This window comes from Thioalkalivibrio sp. AKL17, assembly GCF_000377885.1.
Taxonomy (GTDB): Bacteria; Pseudomonadota; Gammaproteobacteria; order Ectothiorhodospirales; family Ectothiorhodospiraceae; genus Thioalkalivibrio; species Thioalkalivibrio halophilus.
In genome coordinates, this window is the sequence record NZ_KB898767.1 from 349501 (window position 1) to 369175 (window position 19675).

Annotated in this window: 19 protein-coding genes; 5 read left to right on the forward strand and 14 right to left on the reverse strand. The window is 68.2% G+C overall.

Translation table 11 applies throughout. The features are described from left to right. Positions 1-269: 269 nt before the first annotated feature. Positions 270-1283, reverse strand: a complete 1014-nt coding sequence (locus tag D577_RS0109985) for a class 1 fructose-bisphosphatase (RefSeq protein WP_018947339.1) — start codon at positions 1281-1283, stop codon at positions 270-272. A 176-nt stretch (positions 1284-1459) separates the two neighbouring features. Here D577_RS0109985 and D577_RS0109990 point away from each other — a divergent pair, with 176 nt between their 5' ends. The 3 genes from D577_RS0109990 (at position 1460) to D577_RS0110000 (ending at position 4335) form a co-directional block, all read left to right on the forward strand. Continuing rightward, positions 1460-2725, forward strand: coding sequence for a 6-phosphofructokinase (locus D577_RS0109990; protein WP_018947340.1), 1266 nt, complete (start codon positions 1460-1462; stop codon positions 2723-2725). A gap of 94 nt (positions 2726-2819) precedes the next feature. Further along, positions 2820-3278: a PA2779 family protein gene (locus D577_RS0109995; RefSeq protein WP_024328574.1), complete on the forward strand. Its 459-nt coding sequence runs from the start codon at positions 2820-2822 to the stop codon at positions 3276-3278. Between the two features lie 7 nt (positions 3279-3285). After that, positions 3286-4335 carry a PA2778 family cysteine peptidase gene (locus D577_RS0110000; RefSeq protein WP_081618825.1) on the forward strand — a complete coding sequence of 350 codons (1050 nt, stop codon included), beginning with the start codon at positions 3286-3288 and terminating at the stop codon, positions 4333-4335. 25 nt (positions 4336-4360) lie between these two features. Here D577_RS0110000 and D577_RS0110005 read toward each other — a convergent pair whose 3' ends face one another. The 4 genes from D577_RS0110005 to glyQ form a co-directional block, all read right to left on the reverse strand. Then, positions 4361-5005, reverse strand: coding sequence for a hypothetical protein (locus D577_RS0110005; protein ID WP_018947343.1), 645 nt, complete (start codon positions 5003-5005; stop codon positions 4361-4363). A 121-nt stretch (positions 5006-5126) separates the two neighbouring features. Continuing rightward, positions 5127-5867, reverse strand: coding sequence for a 1-acyl-sn-glycerol-3-phosphate acyltransferase (locus tag D577_RS0110010; RefSeq protein WP_018947344.1), 741 nt, complete (start codon positions 5865-5867; stop codon positions 5127-5129). A 12-nt stretch (positions 5868-5879) separates the two neighbouring features. Continuing rightward, positions 5880-7961 (reverse strand): glycine--tRNA ligase subunit beta, encoded by a 2082-nt coding sequence (gene glyS / locus D577_RS0110015; protein ID WP_018947345.1) that lies wholly within the window; start codon positions 7959-7961, stop codon positions 5880-5882. A gap of 90 nt (positions 7962-8051) precedes the next feature. Beyond that, positions 8052-8999, reverse strand: coding sequence for a glycine--tRNA ligase subunit alpha (gene glyQ / locus D577_RS0110020; protein WP_018936517.1), 948 nt, complete (start codon positions 8997-8999; stop codon positions 8052-8054). Between the two features lie 106 nt (positions 9000-9105). Between glyQ and D577_RS0110025 the strand changes: the two genes are divergently transcribed. Together D577_RS0110025 and glnA are read left to right on the forward strand one after the other, a co-directional pair. Then, positions 9106-10302, forward strand: coding sequence for a cation diffusion facilitator family transporter (locus tag D577_RS0110025; RefSeq protein WP_018947346.1), 1197 nt, complete (start codon positions 9106-9108; stop codon positions 10300-10302). A 218-nt stretch (positions 10303-10520) separates the two neighbouring features. Continuing rightward, positions 10521-11930 (forward strand): glutamate--ammonia ligase, encoded by a 1410-nt coding sequence (glnA, locus tag D577_RS0110030; protein WP_018947347.1) that lies wholly within the window; start codon positions 10521-10523, stop codon positions 11928-11930. A gap of 146 nt (positions 11931-12076) precedes the next feature. On the opposite strand, the gene D577_RS0110035 is transcribed toward glnA, so the two are convergent. The 9 genes from D577_RS0110035 to D577_RS13650 form a co-directional block, all read right to left on the reverse strand. Then, the gene (locus tag D577_RS0110035; RefSeq protein WP_018868787.1) at positions 12077-12280 is read right to left on the reverse strand and encodes a cold-shock protein; all 204 of its coding nucleotides are present in this window, start codon (positions 12278-12280) and stop codon (positions 12077-12079) included. A gap of 181 nt (positions 12281-12461) precedes the next feature. Continuing rightward, positions 12462-13217, reverse strand: coding sequence for an SDR family NAD(P)-dependent oxidoreductase (locus D577_RS0110040; protein ID WP_018947348.1), 756 nt, complete (start codon positions 13215-13217; stop codon positions 12462-12464). Beyond that, on the reverse strand, positions 13214-14953 hold the full coding sequence (locus tag D577_RS0110045) for a fused response regulator/phosphatase (RefSeq protein ID WP_018947349.1): 1740 nt from the start codon (positions 14951-14953) through the stop codon (positions 13214-13216). The genes D577_RS0110040 and D577_RS0110045 overlap by 4 nt, the downstream gene beginning before the upstream one ends. 5 nt (positions 14954-14958) lie before the next feature. Further along, positions 14959-15264 carry an STAS domain-containing protein gene (locus D577_RS0110050; RefSeq protein ID WP_018947350.1) on the reverse strand — a complete coding sequence of 102 codons (306 nt, stop codon included), beginning with the start codon at positions 15262-15264 and terminating at the stop codon, positions 14959-14961. Between the two features lie 29 nt (positions 15265-15293). Further along, positions 15294-16496 carry a methyl-accepting chemotaxis protein gene (locus D577_RS0110055; protein WP_018947351.1) on the reverse strand — a complete coding sequence of 401 codons (1203 nt, stop codon included), beginning with the start codon at positions 16494-16496 and terminating at the stop codon, positions 15294-15296. Further along, positions 16493-17605 carry a chemotaxis response regulator protein-glutamate methylesterase gene (locus D577_RS0110060; RefSeq protein ID WP_018947352.1) on the reverse strand — a complete coding sequence of 371 codons (1113 nt, stop codon included), beginning with the start codon at positions 17603-17605 and terminating at the stop codon, positions 16493-16495. The genes D577_RS0110055 and D577_RS0110060 overlap by 4 nt, the downstream gene beginning before the upstream one ends. After that, positions 17602-18228, reverse strand: coding sequence for a chemoreceptor glutamine deamidase CheD (gene cheD, locus D577_RS0110065; RefSeq protein ID WP_018947353.1), 627 nt, complete (start codon positions 18226-18228; stop codon positions 17602-17604). The genes D577_RS0110060 and cheD overlap by 4 nt, the downstream gene beginning before the upstream one ends. Then, positions 18225-19049 (reverse strand): protein-glutamate O-methyltransferase CheR, encoded by an 825-nt coding sequence (locus D577_RS0110070; protein WP_018947354.1) that lies wholly within the window; start codon positions 19047-19049, stop codon positions 18225-18227. The genes cheD and D577_RS0110070 overlap by 4 nt, the downstream gene beginning before the upstream one ends. Positions 19050-19072: 23 nt before the next feature. Beyond that, the coding region (locus D577_RS13650; protein WP_018947355.1) for a methyl-accepting chemotaxis protein at positions 19073-19675 on the reverse strand (603 nt) is incomplete at its 5' end.

Below are 19675 nucleotides of genomic sequence, written 5' to 3' on the forward strand. Positions count from 1 at the left end.
CCTGATCGGCGAGAGGGCTCGCCTCCTACCGGTTGATGCCTCCTCGGGCCGGATCGGCGAGAGGGCTCGCCTCCTGCCGGTTGACGCCTGACCCGTAGGAGGCCGGCCCTCCGGCCGATCATCGGGCTCGCCGGGTGCCAGCCGGGGCGCCGTGTCGTGCGGCCCAAAAACCCTGTACGGGCCGACAAAAAAGGCCCGGTCCCCCGAAGGGGCCGGGCCCTGCAATGCCGGGTCGGCGGGCCGCGAAGTCCTCGCGGCCGCCGGGCCGGTCAGCCCTCGTTGTGGTAGCGGGTCACGCGCTCCACGTCGTTCTTCGCGCCCAGCACCACCGGCACGCGCTGGTGGATGTCCTTCGGCGGGAGATCCATGATGCGCTGGCGCCCGGTGGTGGAGGCACCGCCGGCCTGCTCGACGATGTAGCTCATCGGGTTGGCCTCGTACATCAGGCGCAGCTTGCCTTCCTGACCCTTGGCGGTGGTCTTGGAGTCCAGCGGGTACATGAAGATGCCGCCGCGCGACAGAATGCGGTGCACCTCGGCGACCATGGAGGCGACCCAGCGCATGTTGTAGTCCTTGCCCAGCGCGCCTTCCTTGCCGGCCAGGCACTCGTCGACGTAGCGCTTGATCGGGGCTTCCCAGAACCGCATGTTCGACATGTTGATGGCGAACTCCTGGGTGTCCTCGGGGATGTGGACCTTTTCCTTGGTCAGCAGGAACTCGCCGAAGTCCTTGTCCAGGGTGAACATGTTCACGCCCTGGCCGGTGGTCAGCACCATCATGGTGGACGGACCGTACAGGCAGTAGCCGGCGGCCACCTGGGTGGTACCGGGCTGCAGGAAGTCCTCGGTCTTCGGGTCCTGCACGCCTTCCGGGGCCTTCAGGATGGAGAAGATGGTGCCGACGGAGACGTTCACGTCGATGTTGGAGGAGCCGTCCAGCGGGTCGAACAGCACCAGGTAGTGGCCACGCGGGGCGTCCTTGGGCAGCTCGAGGATCTCGTCCATCTCCTCGGACGCCAGGCCGGCGACATGACCGTTGTGCGACAGCGCCTCGATGAACACCTCGTTGGTGATCACGTCCAGCTTCTTCTGGGTCTCGCCCTGCACGTTCTCGGAACCGGCCGAGCCGAGGACGCCGACCAGGTCGCCCTTGTCGACCAGGGCCGAGATCTTCTTGCAGGCGGTGGCGATGTCGTTGAGCAGTCCGGTGAACTCGCCGGTGGCGCCCTGGATGCCGCGCTGGGTTTCGATGATGTAGTTGGTCAGTGTCGTGCCGATATGCATTTTGCCGATCCTGATGGTTGTGAGTCCGTGCGACCTCGGGGCACTCTTGGGGCAGAGGCTGCCGCGAGGGCGGCCGAACCCGCCGCCCCGGCCCGGGTCTTAACCGGGATAGTGTAGCAAATGCCGGCGCGGGGGCCGATGCGGGTCCGAATGCAGCGAAATCCAGGGAGAAAGGCATGCCGCAGAACGCTTTGTACGCCCAGTCTGGCGGGGTTACCGCTGTCATCAACGCCAGTGCCTGGGGGGTGATCGAGGCCGTTCGGGGGCACCCGGCCCATTTCGGACGGATCTACGCCGCGCGCGACGGGATCCTCGGCGTGCTGCGCGAGGAGCTGATCGACCTCGACCACGAGGATCCGCTGACCCTGCAGGCACTGAGGCACACGCCCGGCGGGGCGTTCGGGTCCTGCCGCTTCGACCTGGGCGATCCGGAAACCCATCCCGAGCAGTACGAACGACTGGTGGAGGTCTTCCGCGCCCACGATATCGGCTATTTCTTTTACAACGGGGGCGGCGGCTCCATGGATACTGCCCTCAAGGTCGCGAAGATGGGGGACCGCATGGGCTACCCGATCACCGCGGTGGGTGTGCCCAAGACCATCGACAACGACCTCGCGATCACCGATACCAGCCCGGGTTTCGGCTCCGCCGCCAAGTTCATCGCCACCACCGTGCGCGAGGCCAGCCTGGACGTGGAGTCCATGCATACCAGCTCGACCAAGGTCTTCATCCTCGAGGTGATGGGCCGGCATGCCGGCTGGCTGGCGGCCGCCGCGGCACTGGCCCAGGAGTTCGACGGCCAGCCGCCGATGCTGATCCTGTTCGCCGAGATCCCGTTCGAGGAGGCGGACTTCATGGAACACCTCAACCGCACCATCGAGCGCCACGGCTACTGCGTGGTGGTGGTTTCCGAGGGCCTGAAGAACCCCGACGGCAGCCTGTTCTCGGTAGCGCAGAGCCACGATGTCTATGCCTATACCCAGCTGGGCGGCGCCGCGCCGCGCCTGTCCGAGCTGATCCGCGAGAAGACGGGGCACAAGCTCCACTGGGCGGTGGTGGACTACATCCAGCGGGCCGCCCGCCACATCGCGTCGAAGGTGGACGTGGACCAGGCCTACGCGTGCGGGCGTGCGGCCGTGGAAGGCGTGGTGGCCGGCCACCACAGCTTCATGCCGATCATCCAGCGGGATTCCACCCAGCCCTACCGCTGGCGCATGGGGCGGACCTCGCTGGAGAGCGTGGCCGACATCGAGCAGGGCATGCCGCGCGAATACATCACCCCGGACGGCTACGGCATCACCCAGGCCGCGCGCGACTATCTGCGTCCACTGATCCAGGGAGAGGACCAGCCGCCGTTCGAACGCGGGTTGCCGGCCTACCCCCGCATCCGCGGCGAATTGCTGCCGAAACGGTGCCCATCATTCGAAGTGGATCACGACTGAGCACTTCCGGAGGCTCGAGGGCTTGGCGTGGCGCCTGATGGGCGTAGGATGAAAGTTGTGGGGGGGCCAACCCGTGCCTTCGAGGAGGCTGTCCATGACAAACTCGATCGTTACAAGTACTCGCTTCGTCCCGTCCGGCTCCGGTTTGCTGGCCGGTCTTCTCGCGCTGGGGCTTGCCCTGTTGCCGGTGACCCCCGCGCTGGCTGAAACCGGCGAGCGGGCCGAGGCCGGCACCGGCCACATGGTGGATACCCGTTCACTGATCGATCAGACGCAGTCCGAGGACACCCGGGCCGAACTGCTGGAGCGCCTGGACGAGGCGGCGGTGCAGGAGCAGCTGATCGCCATGGGCGTGGATCCGGAGCAGGCCCGCGAGCGGGTGGCCCGGCTTACCGATGACGAGCTGGCGGAGCTGGAGGCACGCATGGATTCCGAGCCGGTGGGGGCTACCGGAGTCCTGGGCGTGCTGGCCATCGTCTTCGTGGTGTTCGTGATCACCGATGCCCTGGGCGTGACCGACGTGTTCCCGTTCGTGCAGTCACGCGATCGCTGACCCTTCGATGCAGAGTTCGGGAGGTGCACACCCCGCGGCGCACTGGCGCGGCGGGGTCGGGGGAGTGCTGGCCGCCGCGCTGCTGGCGTTGCTGCTGACGGGCTGTGCTACCGCGCCGCAGAGCCGTGACCTGGCGGGCGGACCCGAGGCCCTCCCGGATCTGCCGCCACGCGTCGAACTGCGCGACACCCCGTTCCACCCGCAGGAGGATTACCAGTGCGGCCCGGCCGCGCTGGCCACGGTGCTCGAGGGGCGCGGTCTGGACGTGTCGCTGCAAGGGCTGATCGACGAGGTCTACCTCCCCGCCCGCGAGGGCACCCTGCAGGCCGAGATGCGTGCGGCGGTGCGCGCGCGCGATCTGGTGGCGTATCGCCTGGAGCCGGATCTGGAAGCGGTCCTGCGCGAGGTCGCGGCCGGTCATCCGGTGGTGGTGTTCCAGAACCTCGGGCTCGCGATGTTCCCGGAATGGCATTTCGCGGTGGTCATCGGCTACGACCTCGACGCCGGCGAAATCATCCTGCGCAGCGGGACCCACGAGCGCCACGTGAACGAGTTCGCCCGTTTCGAACGGACCTGGGCGCGCGGCGAGCGCTGGGCCTTCATCCCCGTGGCGCCGGATGAGCTGCCGGCCACCGCGGAGCCGCTGAACTGGCTGCGCGCGGTCAACGAACTGGAGGTCACCGGCGCACTGGCGGCCGCGGCCACGGGTTACCACACGGCGATCGACGCATGGCCCGATCACCCGGTGGCCTATGTCGGTCTGGCCAACGTGGCCATGGCGCAGGATGACCCCGAGGCGGCCGAGTCTGCGCTGCGCGAGCTGATCGAGCGTGACCCCGGGGTGGACGCGGCCTGGAACAACCTCGCCCATGTCCTGCTGGCGCGGGACTGCACGGAACCCGCCCGGGCGGCGGCCGCCTGCGCGGTGGCGCTGAGCGGGGGCGAGGACGCATCCCCGTATGCCCCGACCCTGCGGACGCTGGAGCGGGCGGCCCCGTCCCCCGACGGGGCATGCGACCCCGTCCCGGACTGCCCGGCGGGCCGGCGCGCCGACTGAGAGGGGCACGCGGCTCGGCGCGGCGTCAGTCCTCGAACAGGGCCTCCACCCGCGCGTGGATGTGCTGGTCGGCGTCCGGTCCGATTTGCGTGGTCTCCGGGTCGTGGCGGTCGCAGAACGCCCAGGCGAATTTCAGGTCCTTGATCCCCAGCGAGCCGAACAGCCGGGCCTCGGCCGAATGGTCGGTGGCTTCCGGGATCACGGTCGGCCAGCCGTCCTCGCCCGGGGTCAGCGCGGGACCGAAGAAGATCGCCCCCGGCAGGTTCTTGATCCGCAGGGCGCAGGTGCCCTCGGTGACGCCGCCCATCGGCAGGAAGTCGATGGTGCGCGACAGCCGCTGCTTGCGGTTGAACGGGGTATCCACGGTGCCGCCGGCGGCGCGGATCGCGGGTGCCTCGGCCTCGTAGGCCAGCACCTCCAGTCCGGCCTCGCGCCAGGCGTCGAGGTCGCGCGCGCCGCGGTGGCTGGGCAGGAACAGCCAGCGCGGCTCGGTGAGCGCGCGCAGCTCCTGCAGCAGGGCGTCCGAAAACGGCGGGGCGTTCACCAGGATCCCGCCCATCTCGCGGTCGTCGATCAGCCAGACCGCCGGCTCGTCATCGCCGACGCGGTGGATATTGCGTTCGCGCAGTTCGACCAGTGCCGGACCGATCGTTCCGGGGGAAGCGGACATGCAGGCGTCTCCGGGTTCCTCTGGGGTGTAGCCGGGGAGATTGCGGGCTTGCGGCCCCGTGCGCAATTTGGGCGGGAATCCGGCGGGGGATCGTCGGATGGTCGGGCCGCCGACCGCCGGGTTACTGCTCCCGCGGGGAGGCCTCGTCGCGGGCTTCCAGTTGCGCCATCTCGCTTTCGATCCAGTCCTCGGTCTGCGCCAGCACCTCGGCGGCCGAACGACCCTGCGTCTCGATCGGCGGCCCCACCGAGACCTCGATGGTCCCGGGGCGGCGCAGGATCCCGTGCCGCGGCCAGTATGTACCGGAGTTCAGCGCCACCGGCAGCACCGGGTAACCGCCGCGCGCGGCGAGCTGCGCGCCGCCCTGACGGTAGCGTCCCTTTTCCCCGGGATTTACGCGCGTGCCCTCGGGGAACACGATCACCCACAGGCCCTGGTCCAGCCGCTTCTTGCCTTCCCGGAGCAGGCCCTCCAGGGCCTGGCGACCGGCACTGCGGTCGATCGGTACCGGCTGGAGCATGGCCAGGGCCCAGCCAAACAGCGGGATGCGCATCAGCTCGCGCTTGAGCACCCAGGTCTGGCGCGGGAAGATCGACACGAACGCGAGCGTCTCCCACGCCGACTGATGCTTGGACATCACCACGTGGGGGCGCGAGGTGTCCACGTGTTCCAGGCCGCGTACCCGGTAGCGCACCCCGCAGGTCACCCGCAGCCACCAGATGTTGAAGCGGCCCCACTGGATCAGGACGCGGTAGCGGCGTTCATGGGACAGCGGCCAGATCAGCAGCGGCATGATCAGGCCGTAGACCAGCGACGAGCTGATCAGCCCCGCCTGAAACAGGAGTGCCCGCAGATAGCGCATCGCCCGTCTCCTTCAGCCGGTGGCCAGCCGCCCGATGTCCGCCACGGTCTCGAAGGCCTGACGCAGTTCCCGCAGCAGCGCCAGGCGGTTGCGGCGTTCGGCGGGGTCCTCGGCCATCACCATCACCCCGTCGAAGAAGCGGTCCACGCGCTCGCGCAGGCCGGCGAGCTCGCCCAGGGCGCGCACGTAGTCGCCGTCGGCCACCGCCGCGTCCACCGCCGGGCGCACCGCCAGCAGACCCTGGTGCAGCCGGCGTTCCTCGTCGGCCACCAGGGCGTCGGGCTCCAGCGTGCCGGCGGCCTCGTCGCCGGCCTTGCGCAGCAGGTTGTGGATGCGCTTGTTGGCCGCGGCCAGGGCCTCGGCCTCCGGGCGTTCGCGGAACTGCGACACCGCGCGCACGCGCCGGGCGAAATCCAGTGGCTGGTCGGGGCCGACCGCGCCCACGGCCTCGATGGTCTCGTGGGCATGGCCCTGTTCCAGCAGGTAGCCGCGCAGGCGCTCGACGATGTATTCGCGCACCGGGTCCACCGCCTGGTCGGCCTCGGCCACGCGTTCGCGGATCGGCTCGGCGGCCGCGGTGAGCAGCGGGGTCAGGGTCAGCGGGAGTTCGCGCTCCACCAGGATGCGCACCAGCCCCAGCGCGGCCCGGCGCAGCGCGAACGGGTCCTTGGTGCCGCTGGGCTGCTTGCCGATGGCGAAGATCCCGACCAGGGTGTCGAGGCGGTCGGCCAGCGCCAGGGCCTGGGCCAGCGGGCCGTCCGGGAGTTCGGAGCCGGACTGGCGCGGCCAGTAGTGCTGCTCGATCGCGTCGGCGACGGCCTCGTCCTCGCGGTCGTGCAGCGCGTAGTAGCGCCCCATGGTGCCCTGCAGTTCGGTGAACTCGAACACCATCCGGGTCAGTAGATCGCATTTGCACAGCCGCGCGGCGCGCGCCGCCTGCTGCGCATCCAGGTCCATCAGGCCGGCGAGGCGCTGCATCAGCGCTTCCAGGCGCTGCGACTTGTCGCGCAGGGTGCCCAGGCGCTTCTCGAATACCACCGCGCCGAGCTCGTCGAGGCGCTCTTCCAGGCGGTGCTTGCGGTCCTGCTCCCAGAAGAATTCGGCATCCGCGAAGCGCGGGCGCAGCACGCGCTCGTTGCCATCGCGTACTGCTTCGGGATCGCGCGACTCGATGTTGCTGACGACGATGAAATGCGGCTGCAGGCGGCCGGCCTCGTCCACCACCGGGAAGTATTTCTGGTTGTCCTGCATGGTGGAGATCAGCGCCTCCTGCGGGACCTCGAGGAAACGCCGGTCGAAGCTGCCGCCCAGGGCCACCGGCCACTCCACCAGTGCGGTGACCTCGTCCAGCATGTCCGGGTCGACCAGCGCGCGCCCGCCCAGCTCGCGGGCGGTGGCGTGGACCTGCTCCAGGATGCGTTCGCGACGGGACTCGAACGAGGGCTCGACGCGGCCCTCGGCGCGCAGCCTGTCGGCGTAGTCCGCGGGGCTGGCGAGCTCCAGCGGGGCCGGGTGGTGGAAACGGTGGCCGCGCGTGTGGCGGCCGGCATCCTGTTCCAGCACCGTCATCGGCAGGACGTCGGTGCCGTGCAGCACCACCAGCCAGTGCACCGGGCGCACGAATTCCGTGGTGCTCTCGCCCCAGCGCATGCGCTTGGGCGTGGGCAGGTGTTCCAGGGCGCCGTCCAGCATCTCCGGCAGCAGTTCGCCGAGGGCCTGCCCCGGCTGCATGCGGCGGAAGATCAGGTATTCGCCCTTGCCGGTGTCCTCGCGCTCGAGCTGGTCCACTTCCACCCCGCAGGAGGAGGCGAAGCCCTGCGCCGCGCGGGTCGGCTGGCCCTGGTCGTCGAAGGCGGCGGCCACGGCCGGGCCACGGCGTTCCTGCAGCTGGTCGGGCTGGCGGCCAGGCACCGCGGGGAAACGCACGGCCAGGCGTCGGGGCGTGGCGAAGGCCTCGGGCTCGCCGGGTTCCAGCCCGGCGTCGCGCAGGCGGGTGGTCAGGCCCTCGGCCAAGGCGTCGCGCAGGCGTGCCAGCGCGGTGGGGGGCAGTTCCTCGGTGCCGAGTTCGATCAGAAGTTCGCGGGCTTCGTCCATGTTCGGTCCAGTCGGGTTCCGGTGGGCCCGCGCGCCCGTTCGGGGCGGCGGCGGGCACGGGTTCGGGGTATGCCCCGGTGTCGGGTGGCGTCAGGCGGCGTCGGACTTGCCGGTGTCGCCCGGGGCGCACAGTGGAAAGCCCAGGGCCTCGCGCGATTCATAGTATTTCTGCGCGACGTTCCTGGAGAGCTCGCGCACGCGCAGGATGTAGCGCTGGCGCTCGGTGACCGAGATCGCCCCGCGCGCATCCAGCAGGTTGAAGCTGTGCGAGGCGCGCAGCATCTGCTCGTAGGCCGGCAGCGGCAGGCCCAGCTCGATCATGCGGTCGCTCTCCGCCGCATGGTGGTCGAACGCGGCGAACAGGGCATCGCGGTCGGCGTGCTCGAAGTTGTACTTCGACTGTTCCACCTCGTTCTGGTGGTAGACGTCGCCGTAGGTGACCGCGCGCCCGTCCGGGCCGACGGTCCAGACCAGGTCGTAGACGCTCTCCACGCCCTGCAGGTACATCGCCAGACGCTCCAGCCCGTAGGTGATCTCGCCGGAGACGGGGTGGCAGTCGATCCCGCCCACCTGCTGGAAGTAGGTGAACTGGGTCACCTCCATGCCGTTCAGCCAGACCTCCCAGCCCAGCCCCCAGGCGCCCAGGGTCGGGGACTCCCAGTTGTCCTCGACGAAACGGACGTCGTGGGTCAGCGTGTCGAAGCCCAGCGCCTCCAGCGAGCCGAGATACAGGTCCTGGATGTCGGCCGGGGAGGGCTTCAGCAGCACCTGGAACTGGTAGTAGTGCTGCAGGCGATTGGGATTGTCGCCGTAGCGCCCGTCGGTCGGGCGCCGGCTGGGCTGTACGTAGGCGGCGCGCCAGGGTTCCGGCCCGATCGAGCGCAGGAAGGTCGCCGGGTGGAAGGTCCCGGCGCCCATCTCCATGTCGTAGGGCTGCATCACCACGCAGCCGTGGTCGTTCCAGTAATCCTGCAGTCGGCGGATCAGGTCCTGGAAGGTGGGACTCGCGGTCTCGGTTCGGTCGCTTGCGTTCGCCATCGCTGGGGGTCCGGAGCGGATCAGGGGCGGCAGTATATCGGCCCGTGCCCGGGTGCGGCCACCGCCGGGCGGGTCCATAATGAGCGGATTGATCCGTCCCGGAGGGATGATGGCCACGCACAGTGACGACTCAGCCGACGATCCACGCGACGGCTCGCGCTATCGTGATACACGGCGGGTGACGCTGACCGGCGCTGCGGTCAATTCCGGCCTGGCTGTCACCCAGCTGGCCAGCGGATGGTTGCTGAACTCGCAGGCGCTGATCGCCGACGGCGTGCATACGGTCTCGGACCTGGTCACCGATGCCGTGGTGCTGGTCGCGGCGGGGCATGCGGCCGCCTCCCCTGATCGCAATCACCCCTATGGTCACGGCCGCATCGAAACCCTCGCCACCGTTATTGTGGGGGTCTTTCTCGCTCTCGCCGGCGTTGCCATTGCCTGGGGCGCGGGCAGCCGGCTGCTGGGGCCGGAAGAGCTGACCGGTCCGGCGCCGCTGGCCATCGCATTCGCCGTGGTTACCCTGGTGGCCAAGGAGGGCATGTACCAGTACACGCATCGGGTCGCGCGCCGCCTGGGGTCGCGCATGCTGGAAGCCAACGCCTGGCATCACCGTACCGATGCGATCTCCTCCGTCATTGTCCTGCTGGCAGTCGCCGGTGCGGTAGCGGGGTGGCCGTGGCTTGACGCGGCCGCGGCGCTGGTGGTGGCCGGCTTCATCCTGCATATTGCCGGGCGCCTCGTCTGGCGCAGCGCCGCGGAACTCATCGACACCGCGCTGGAACCGGAGGAGGTCGAGCGAATCCACCGCACCATCCTGGACGTCCCGGGGGTAAAGGACGCCCACATGCTGCGCACCCGGCGCTCCGGCGACGATGCCGTGGCCGACGTGCACGTGCAGGTCGCACCGATGATCTCGGTGTCGGAGGGGCACCGCATCGCTGACGCGGTCCATCAGGCGGTGACCGAGGATGCGGGCGCAGTCTGCGATATAACCGTGCACGTGGATCCCGAAAACGACGAGGATCAGGCCGCCAGCTCGCGGCTGCCATTGCGCCCCGAGCTGGTGGCCGGGCTGCGCGAAGCCTGGTCCGGCTTCCCCGAGCTGGAGGCCTTGGAGCACCTGTCGCTGCACTATCTGGGCGGGCGGGTGCATGCCACCGTTACCCTGCGCCTGGATCCCGGGCTGTCGGGGACAGGGCTTGAGGGGCGCGCGGACCTGCTGACCCGGCAGCTCCGCGAGCACCCGGCGCTGAAGCCGGTGCTGGGCCAGGTGACCATACTCTACCGGCCGTGCACCGAATGAGGGCGGGCTTGATGTATACGCACCACAATAGTGCATTCTATGCACTGCGGGTGTGCGGATCGTGATGGCGTCGCTGCGGAAAAGGGCGTCAGGGCACTCCGAACCGGGGCTTTCGGTCTGGCACGCCACCTGCATAACCATCGGGCAGACGCCGCTCGGCCTCTGACGACCGCACCGGCATCGACCGTCTCAAACTGAAGACCAGAGGAGTCCTCACTATGTCCGCAGCCGAAGTGCTGAAGCAGATCAAGGAACAGGAAGTCCGCTTCGTCGATTTCCGTTTTACCGATTCCAAGGGCAAGGAACAGCATGTGACCCTGCCGGCCCACGACCTCGACGAAGACGCCTTCGAGGAAGGCAAGATGTTCGACGGTTCCTCCATCTCCGGGTGGAAGGGCATCAATGAGTCCGACATGATCCTGATGCCGGACGCGGAGTCCGCGGCCATCGATCCGTTCTTCGAGGACATGACCATGAACATCCGCTGCGATGTCGTGGAGCCGGCCACCATGCAGGGCTATGACCGCTGCCCGCGGTCCCTGGCGCGTCGCGCCGAGGCCTATCTGCAGAGCACCGGCATCGCCGACACCGCGCTGTTCGGTCCGGAGAACGAATTCTTTGTCTTCGACGACGTGAAGTGGGGCTCCGACCTCTCCGGCTCCTACTGCCGCGTGGATTCCCAGGAGGCCTCGTGGAACTCCGAGCGCGTGTATGACGACGGCAACATCGGCCATCGCCCGGGCGTGAAGGGTGGCTACTTCCCGGTCCCGCCGGTCGACAGCCTGCACGACATCCGCTCCACCATGTGCGAAGTGATGACCGAGATGGGGCTGGTGACCGAAGTGCATCACCACGAGGTGGCGACCGCCGGCCAGTGCGAGATCGGCGTCGGCCCGGCGACCCTGACCAAGAAGTCCGACGAAGTGCAGATGCTCAAGTACGTGGTGCAGAACGTCGCCCACATGCACGGCAAGACCGCCACCTTCATGCCCAAGCCGATTGTCGGCGACAACGGCTCCGGCATGCACGTGCACCAGTCGCTGTCGAAGGACGGCAAGAATCTGTTCTCCGGTGACCTGTACGGCGGTCTGTCCGAAACCGCTCTCTACTACATCGGCGGCATCATCAAGCACGCCCGCGCGCTGAACGCCTTCACCAACCCGTCCACCAACAGCTACAAGCGTCTGGTGCCGGGCTTCGAGGCGCCGGTGATGCTGGCCTACTCCGCGCGCAACCGCTCGGCGTCCATCCGCATCCCGTTCGTGATGAGCCCGAAGGCCCGCCGCATCGAGCTGCGCTTCCCGGACTCCACCGCCAACCCGTATCTGGCGTTCGCCGCGATGCTGATGGCCGGCATCGACGGCATCCAGAACAAGATCCACCCGGGCGAGGCGATGGACAAGAACCTCTACGACCTGCCGCCGGAAGAAGAGAAGGGCATCCCGCAGGTCTGCCATTCGCTGGATCAGGCCCTGGAGGCGCTGGACGCCGACCGCGCGTTCCTGACCCAGGGCGGGGTGTTCACCGACGACATGATCGATGCCTACATCGACCTGAAGATGGAAGACGTCACGCGCATGCGCATGACCACCCATCCGATCGAGTTCGACATGTACTACAGCCTGTAAGCCCCGCGGGCTTTACGGCCGTCAAACGGGCCCCGGCGTTCGCGCCGGGGCCTTTTTGTGCGCGGAGAGCGCGCACAAAAAAGGGCCGCCCGAAGGCGGCCCTCTGCTTCCCGAAGCGCGCCCGGAGGCGCGCCGTGCGGGCAGTCTTACAGCGCGGTTACGTCACCCGCGGCCAGACCCTTGGCGGTTTCCTGAATCTCGAAGGAAACCTTCTGGCCTTCGGCCAGGGTCTTGAAGCCCGAACCGTTGATCGCGGAGAAGTGCACGAACACGTCCTTGCCGCCATCATCGGGGGTGATGAAACCGAAACCCTTGCTCTCGTTGAACCACTTAACAACACCGGTATTCACAACTACTTACCTCATCATGTAACTAAAGAAACGTGATTGCGGAACGCTACCAACAGATCAACGGGAGCACTGGTCCAGAAAACTGGGGACTTCCTTGGAGTTGCTGCTTACCGCGAATCACGTATTCGACTATACGCCCCTGCGCCGGCAAAAGCCAATGGGGTGTGATGAAGTTTTTCTGTCAACGCCGACCGGTCAGGCGCGCGTATTCTTCCGGGTCGTTGAGTGCACGGATATCGACAAAGCTTCCGGAGGGCTGCTCGCGCAGCCGTGGCAGTACGTCGAAAATGTCGCGTGCCGCGGTTTCCGGTTCCGGCATGGTGCGGGTGCCGCGTGCGGCCTTGAGCCGCTGCAGGGCAGTGAAGGTCTCGCTGTCGGCCTCGTCGCACAGATAGTCCTGCATCGCGGTGTCGATCAGACCCGGTGCCAGCGAGTGCACCGGCACGCCGGGGAATTCGTGCGAGTAGAGCTGCATCAGCATGTTCAGCGCGGCCTTGGACAGCGAATACCCGCTCCAGCCGGCGTTGCCGAACACCGCCGCCCCCGAGGAGATGGCGACGATCTGGCCGACCGGGATCTCGCGCGTCAGCAGACGATCCAGGATCACCTTGTTGGCAAACGTGTTCACGTCCATCAGCAGGCGCAGTTCTTCCATCGGGGCATCCGGCATGCGCTGGATGTGTCCGAGCAGGCCGGCATTCAGGATCACGAGGTCCAGCCGGTTAACGCCCTGCAGCAGCCGGTCCATGGCCTCCGGGATGGCCTCGAAGTCCGCCAGGTCGATCTGCACGTCGCCGGCGACCCCGTCGTCCGGACAGCCACGGCGGCTCATGCCGTAGACCGCCGCGCCGTCGGCGGCGAGGACCCGGGTGAGCCCGAGGCCCAGGCCGCTGGAATTGCCGGTGATCAGGGCCGATTGCGGAGTGGTCGATGTCATGTCTGCTCCTCGCTGAGTGGTTCCATCCAGGCGTACTCGGCCTCCACGAGATTGCCACTCCCGAGGTGCCGCATCTGCCGGCAAAGACGGTGCACCAGGGTAAGGCCGCGCCCCCACAGCCTTTCGTCGCTCTCGCCCTCCAGCGCCCGCCGTACCCGTTGGTGGTCAAAGCCCGCGCCACTGTCGCGCACACGGATGCGCACGCAGTGCCAGTCGTCCGTGCGGCGGTAGCGCAGGCTGATGCCGATGCGCCCTTCCAGACGTTCGAGCCCTTCCTGGCGCAGGCGATAGTACTCGGCAAAGCCTTCCGCGGTGGCCTTCATCTCGGAAGACAGGCCCAGCACGCCATGTTCGAAGGCATTGTTGCAGAGCTCGGCGACCACCGTCTGCAGGGCCTGAACGTGTTCGCCGGGCTCCGGGAACCAGCGCCGGAGCTGCTGCCGGGCCTCTTCCGCGACGTCCACGCGGGCCAGCTCGGCCCCGGCGGCCTCCATGGACCAGCGTCGGTTGCCGGTGGTGTCCGGGGGTACCGCGAGACCGGTTTCCAGCACGACCTCGGGGGCGCAGGTGATCGCGACCGCGGTGATGTCGTCGGCCGGTGACGCATCCCCCATGTGCCGTGACAGGGCATCGCCCAGCCGTTCGATCCGTTCCGGTGGGCGCTCCGGATGGCACAGACAGCCATGCAGGCGTGCCTCGCCGAACGGTTCACCGGTGGTGCCTTCCTCTTCCAGAACCCCGTCGGTGACGATCAGCAGGGTCTCGTCGGCGGCGATGGCGTGACGCCGGGGGCCGCTGTCCAGCTCCAGCCGGGGCAGGATCCCCAGCGGCATCGCCTGCGAGGGCAGGCTGCGCAGTTGTCCGTCGCCGCCGCACAGCAGGGCATCCGGCAGGCCGCCGTTCCAGGCGGTCAGGGTCTGCCCGTCGGGCTCAAAGGTGATCAGCACGGCGCCCATGAACATCGACGGTGGCAGAAAGCCGTGGAGCACGTGGTTGAGCTCGAAGACCAGTTCGGTGTCGCCCACGCCCTCGCGCGTCAGCGTATGGAAGGTCTCCGAAACCGGATAGGTGCCGATGGCCGCAGCCAGGCCATGGCCGGTGAAGTCCCCCACCAGTACCCGCAGGCCGCCGTCCGGGGTGAAGTCCGACAGCACCACGTCGCCGCTGAAGGTGGCCGCCGACCACTGGCATACGCGCAGCCGTTGCGCGCCCACGTTGCGGCCCGTGATGGCCCGCGACAAGACGCTTTCCGCGGTCTCTTCCTCCCATGCCTGGCGCGCCCGGGCCCGGGCCAGGGCCTCGTTGCGCTCGCGCAGCCCGTGATGCAGGTCGCGCAGGCGCTCCATCGCGTGGATCTTGGCGCGCAGCACCGAGAGGTTGAGGGGCTTGTTGAGGAAATCATCGGCACCGGCGCGGATACCCTGCAGCAGGGAGTCCTCGTCATCCAGGGCGGTCAGGATGATCACCGGGATGAAACGGTCGCCGCACTCGTGCTTGATCTGCCGGGTGGACTCGAAGCCGTCCAGCCCCGGCATCATCACGTCCATCAGGATCAGGTCCGGGGGAGCGTTGCGTGCCTGCTCCACGGCCTGGTGGCCGTCGGTCGCCTCCTCGGTGTCGTAGCCGGCGCCGGTCAGCATCATCTTCAGCAGGCGCCGGTTGTGCTTGTCGTCGTCGACGATCAGCACACGCCCCTCGCCGGACGCCAGCGGCACGCTTTCGGAGGAGGCGTTCACGGACGTCACTCGATGGTGAACAGGCGACCGAAATTGGCGATGTCGAGCACCTTGCGTACCCCGTCGGACGCCCCGACGATGCGCACGTCGGCACTATCGCCGCCGGCGTGTTCCCGCAACAGCAGCAGCATGCCCAGCGCGGAGCTGTCCATGTACTCCGTCTGCGACAGGTCGATGACGTAGCGCATGCCGGCGCCGCGGGTGTCGCGGTAGGCGCTGCGGAAGTCCTGATGCTGGTCAAAATCGAAACGGCCGTGGATGGCGATGCGCAGTTCGCTGCCGTCCGTCGATGTGCGGGTCTGGATGCTCATGCGGTCTCCGTCGGGAGTTTTTCCGGGGGTCAGAAGAGTTCAACGTCGCCGGTGTCCAGGTTTTCCTGATTCACGGCGCGATGATGACGGTTCTGGCGATCCTCGCGCCAGGCGCGCACCCGCTCGGCCATCGCGCGGGCATCGTCGGTGGAGCTTGCCTCGTGGAGGATCCCCTGCAGTTCGTGCAGATGGGCCAGGGCGTCTTCGGCGGTGCCCAGGGACTGACGCGCGATGTCCTCGAACTGCAGCGAGCGAACCGCGGTGGCGACCGCCTGGTTCATGCGGTCGGCCAGCTCCGCTTCTTCCTGCAGGCGGTTTTCCATTTCCTCGGTGGCCTGGCGGGCGTATCCGAACAGCGAGCCGACGCGCTCCTTTTCTTCCATGCTGTCGCTCATGTCGCGCGAGGCCATGGCGTGGACCGTGTCGTGCGCCTGGCGGATGCTCCGGCGCGCCTCCTCGATCTGCTTGCGGATGTCCTCGTGGAAGGTGGCCGAGCGCTTCGACAGGTTGCGCACCTCGTCGGCCACCACCGCGAAGCCACGTCCGGCCTCGCCGGCCCGTGCGGCCTCGATGCTCGCGTTCAGCGCCAGCAGATTGGTCTGGTCGGCGATCTCGCCGGCACTGTCCAGCAGCTTGAACACCCCGTCCATGTGCTGGTTCATGTCTTCCATGTGGTGGGCGCTCTCCACGCTCTGGCGACTGACTTCCACCAGCGTGTCGATGAACATCTGCAGGGTCTCGTCCGACTGGCGGGTCAGGTCGCGCAGGATCTCCGGCTGGGATTTCCCGTCTTCCCCCGCGTTGTTCGTGGAGGACAGATCGGAGCTCATCAGTTCCTGCTGGCGTTCGGCGATCTGGTGCATGTCGCTGAAGCTGTCCCCCAGTTCCTTCACCGCCTCCTCGATCAGTCCCTTCTGCCGGGTGATCTCCTGTTCGATCTGACCCAGCTCGAAGCGCATGACCTGGTCGATTTCGTCGGACAACTCCGCGCCGTCGGCCCTGCCGCGCGCGGCATCATCCTCGGCGGCGGTTTCCGCATGCCCGTCAGTGGCCAGAAACAGCCCCGCCCCGATGGCCGCGCCCAGCAGCAGGGGGATGACCAGCAACGTCGCAGCCGCGGTCGCGCCGGCGAGCCAGACGCCCGCGATGCCGGCGAGCAGGGTCACTACCAGGGCGATCGCGAGTCCGCGCTGCAGAGCCGGATGGCTCAGTCGTTGTTTCCAGTCGGTCATGGCGTGTCTCCTCCGTTGGCCCCGGCGCGGCTGGTGTCGCGATGATCGTCCAGCAGTGCCTCGGCAATGCGCCCCAGCGGCAGAACCTGTACGGCCGCGCCGCGTTCCACGGCCTCGCCGGGCATGCCCCAGACCAGGCTGGTCGCTTCGTCCTGGGCGATGGTGTGGGCGCCGGCCTCGCGCAGCGCCAGCAGCCCGCGGGCGCCGTCGTCGCCCATGCCCGTCAACAGCGCGGCCATGGTGTTGGAGCCGGCGGATTGCGCGGCGGATTCGAACAGTACGTCCACGCTGGGTCGGTGCCGGTTCACCGGCCCCTGGTCGTCCAGCCGGCAGACGTAGCGCGCACCGTCCCGCTCCAGGCGCAGGTGATAGTCCGTGCCGGGGGCCACGAATACGTGCCCCGGCATCACCACGTCTCCGTCCTCGGCCTCCTTCACCCGTAGTGCGGTGCTGCGGTCCATGCGCTCCGCGAAGGCCTGGCTGAAGCCTGCCGGGATGTGCTGGGTGATCACGATTCCGGGCGCATCCGGCGGCAGTCCCATCAGCACCTCTTTGAGGGCCTCGGTCCCTCCGGTGGAAGCACCCAGTGCGATAACGCGATCGGTGGTGCGAAAGCGGCGGCCCCCGCCGGCGGTGGCCGCCGGCGGGGTGACCTGAGCGGGCGCTTCCGCCGGGGCGCTGCGAGCCTGCACGCGGATGCGTGACGCGGTCCGGATCTTCTCGATCAGGGCGTCCGCGTAGGCCTCCATGGCATGCGCCACGTCGGTGCCCGGCTTGGTCACGAAATCCACCGCCCCCAGCTCCAGTGCCTGGAGGGTGACATCCGCTCCCGCTTCGGTCAGCGAGGAGACCATGACCACCGGCATGGGGCGCAGGCGCATCAGATTGCGCAGGAAGGTGATGCCGTCCATCTTCGGCATCTCCACGTCCAGGGTGAGCACGTCCGGATCGTGCTGCTTGATCTTCTCACGGGCGTCGTACGGATCGGCCGCGGTTTCCACCACCTCGATATCCGGTGCCTGGTCGAGGATCCGTGCCAGCAGCTTGCGGATCAGGGCCGAGTCGTCGACCACGATCACGCGGATGGGGCGGGCCTGCGTTGTGCTCATTCAAACAGCTCCACGTCGCCGGCCACGTCCTCGCCTTCGAGGCGGCGGCGGTAGTCCTGCTCGCGTTCGAGCAGGGTGTTGTTGTGCAGGGATACGAGCTTTTTCAGCCGCACCCGTCCCGAGGCGGGGAAGAACACGACCTTGCGCGGCCACGGGCCGCCCACGTCCTCGGCCAGAATCTCGAACCCTTCCTCGCGCGCGTAACGGCGCAGAAACGCGATGTTCCGTGCACCCACGTCACTCATGCCGGCCATTACGCGCCCGCCCCCGAACATCTTGATGCGCAGGTCGTCGCGTTCGGCGCCCAGCTTGAGCAGCTCGTTCACCAGGAACTCCATCGCGTGGGTGCCGTAGCGCGTGGCATTGGAAACCGCCGGGCCCCAGCCGCTGTCGCGTTCGCCTTCCGGGAGCATGAAATGGTTCATGCCGCCCACGCCGGCCTTCGGCGACCATACGCAGGCCGACACGCAGGAGCCCAGCACCGTGGTGATCAGTTCCGCGGAGGACACCGAAACATAGCATTCCCCGGGCAGCAGCTTGGCCGCCGGGGCATTGTTCATGCGATCCCAGTAGCGGTTGATGTGCGCGAAGGCACCATCATGCAGCTCGGGCAGCGCGCTCATGGCGAAACCCTCCGGTACAGCGTCTGTTCCAGCAGGCGGAACGCGTCGGTCACCCGGTACAGCGACTCCGAGTGGCCGATGAACAGGTAGCCACCCGGGCGCAGGATGGTCGCAAACCGTTCGACCAGCTCCTTCTGGGTCGGCTTGTCGAAATAGATCAGCGTGTTGCGGCAGAAGATCGCGTCCAGCGGACCGCGGATCGGCCATTCGTCGAACAGGTTGAGCTGCTGGAAGCGTGTCATCGAGCGCAGATCATCACGGATCCGGACCTTCCCGTCCTGCGCGCCCTTGCCGCGCAGCAGCCAGCGCCGCTGGCGTTCGCGCGCGATCCCGGTGATGCGACTGCCGTCGTAGATCCCGGCATCGGCATGCGCGACCACGCGCGAATCCACGTCGGTCGCGAGGATGCGCGCCGCATCCGTCGAGCCCGTCGCGTCGGCCAGGGTCATCGCGATCGACCAGGGCTCTTCTCCCGTGGAGCAGCCGGCCGACCAGATCTTCAGCGGCCCGTCCGGGTTGGCCCGGCGCATCTCCTGCAACACCGATCCCTCCAGCATCTCGAAGTGATGCGGCTCGCGGAAGAATGCCGTGAGGTTGGTGGTGAGGGCATTGATGAACTCTTCGAGCTCGGCCTCGTCGCCACCCTCGACCCGGTCGAGATACTGCTCGAAGCGTTCCAGGCCCAGCGCCCGCAGCCGCCGTGCCAGGCGGCTGTAGACCAGCTCCCGCTTGCTCTCGTTGAGCATGATCCCGGTGCGTTCGCCAATCAGGCGGGCGACGCGCCGGAAATCGCGGTCGCTCAGGCTCTCGAAACGGCCCATTCAGCAAAGGTCTCCGGTGCGCCTCAGAACTCTTCCCATTCTTCGCTGCTGTCCGCGGTGGCGGACTTCTGCTGCGTCCGGGCGCGCGGGGCCGGCTTCTTCTTCTCCTCTTCCTTCTTCGCGGCGGGACGAGTGCTGCCGGCGGCGGCCGGGCGCTGTGCCCGGTTTTCCTCGGTGCGCCCGGCGGGGCGGGTGGCCGCGGCCGGAGCGGCCGGGGCCTCGCTGCGCGAGCCCTTGAAGAAGGCCATCAGCTCGAGCAGTTCGCGGGCCTGATCGTCGAGGGACTCGGAGGCGGAGGCGGCCTCCTCGACCAGGGCGGCGTTCTGCTGGGTGACCTCGTCGAGCTGGGAGACGGCCTTGTTGATCTCGTCGAGTCCGGTGGACTGCTGCTCGGAGGCGGCGGCGATCTCGGCGATGATGTCGGAGACCTTCTTGACCGAGTCGACGATCTCTTCCAGGGCCTTGCCGGAGGCGTCGACCAGTTTGGTGCCCTCGTCGACCTTTTCGACCGAGTCGGAGATCAGGGACTTGATCTCCTTGGCGGCCTGGGCGCTGCGCTGGGCGAGGTTGCGGACCTCGGTGGCGACGACCGCGAAGCCGCGGCCCTGTTCGCCGGCGCGGGCGGC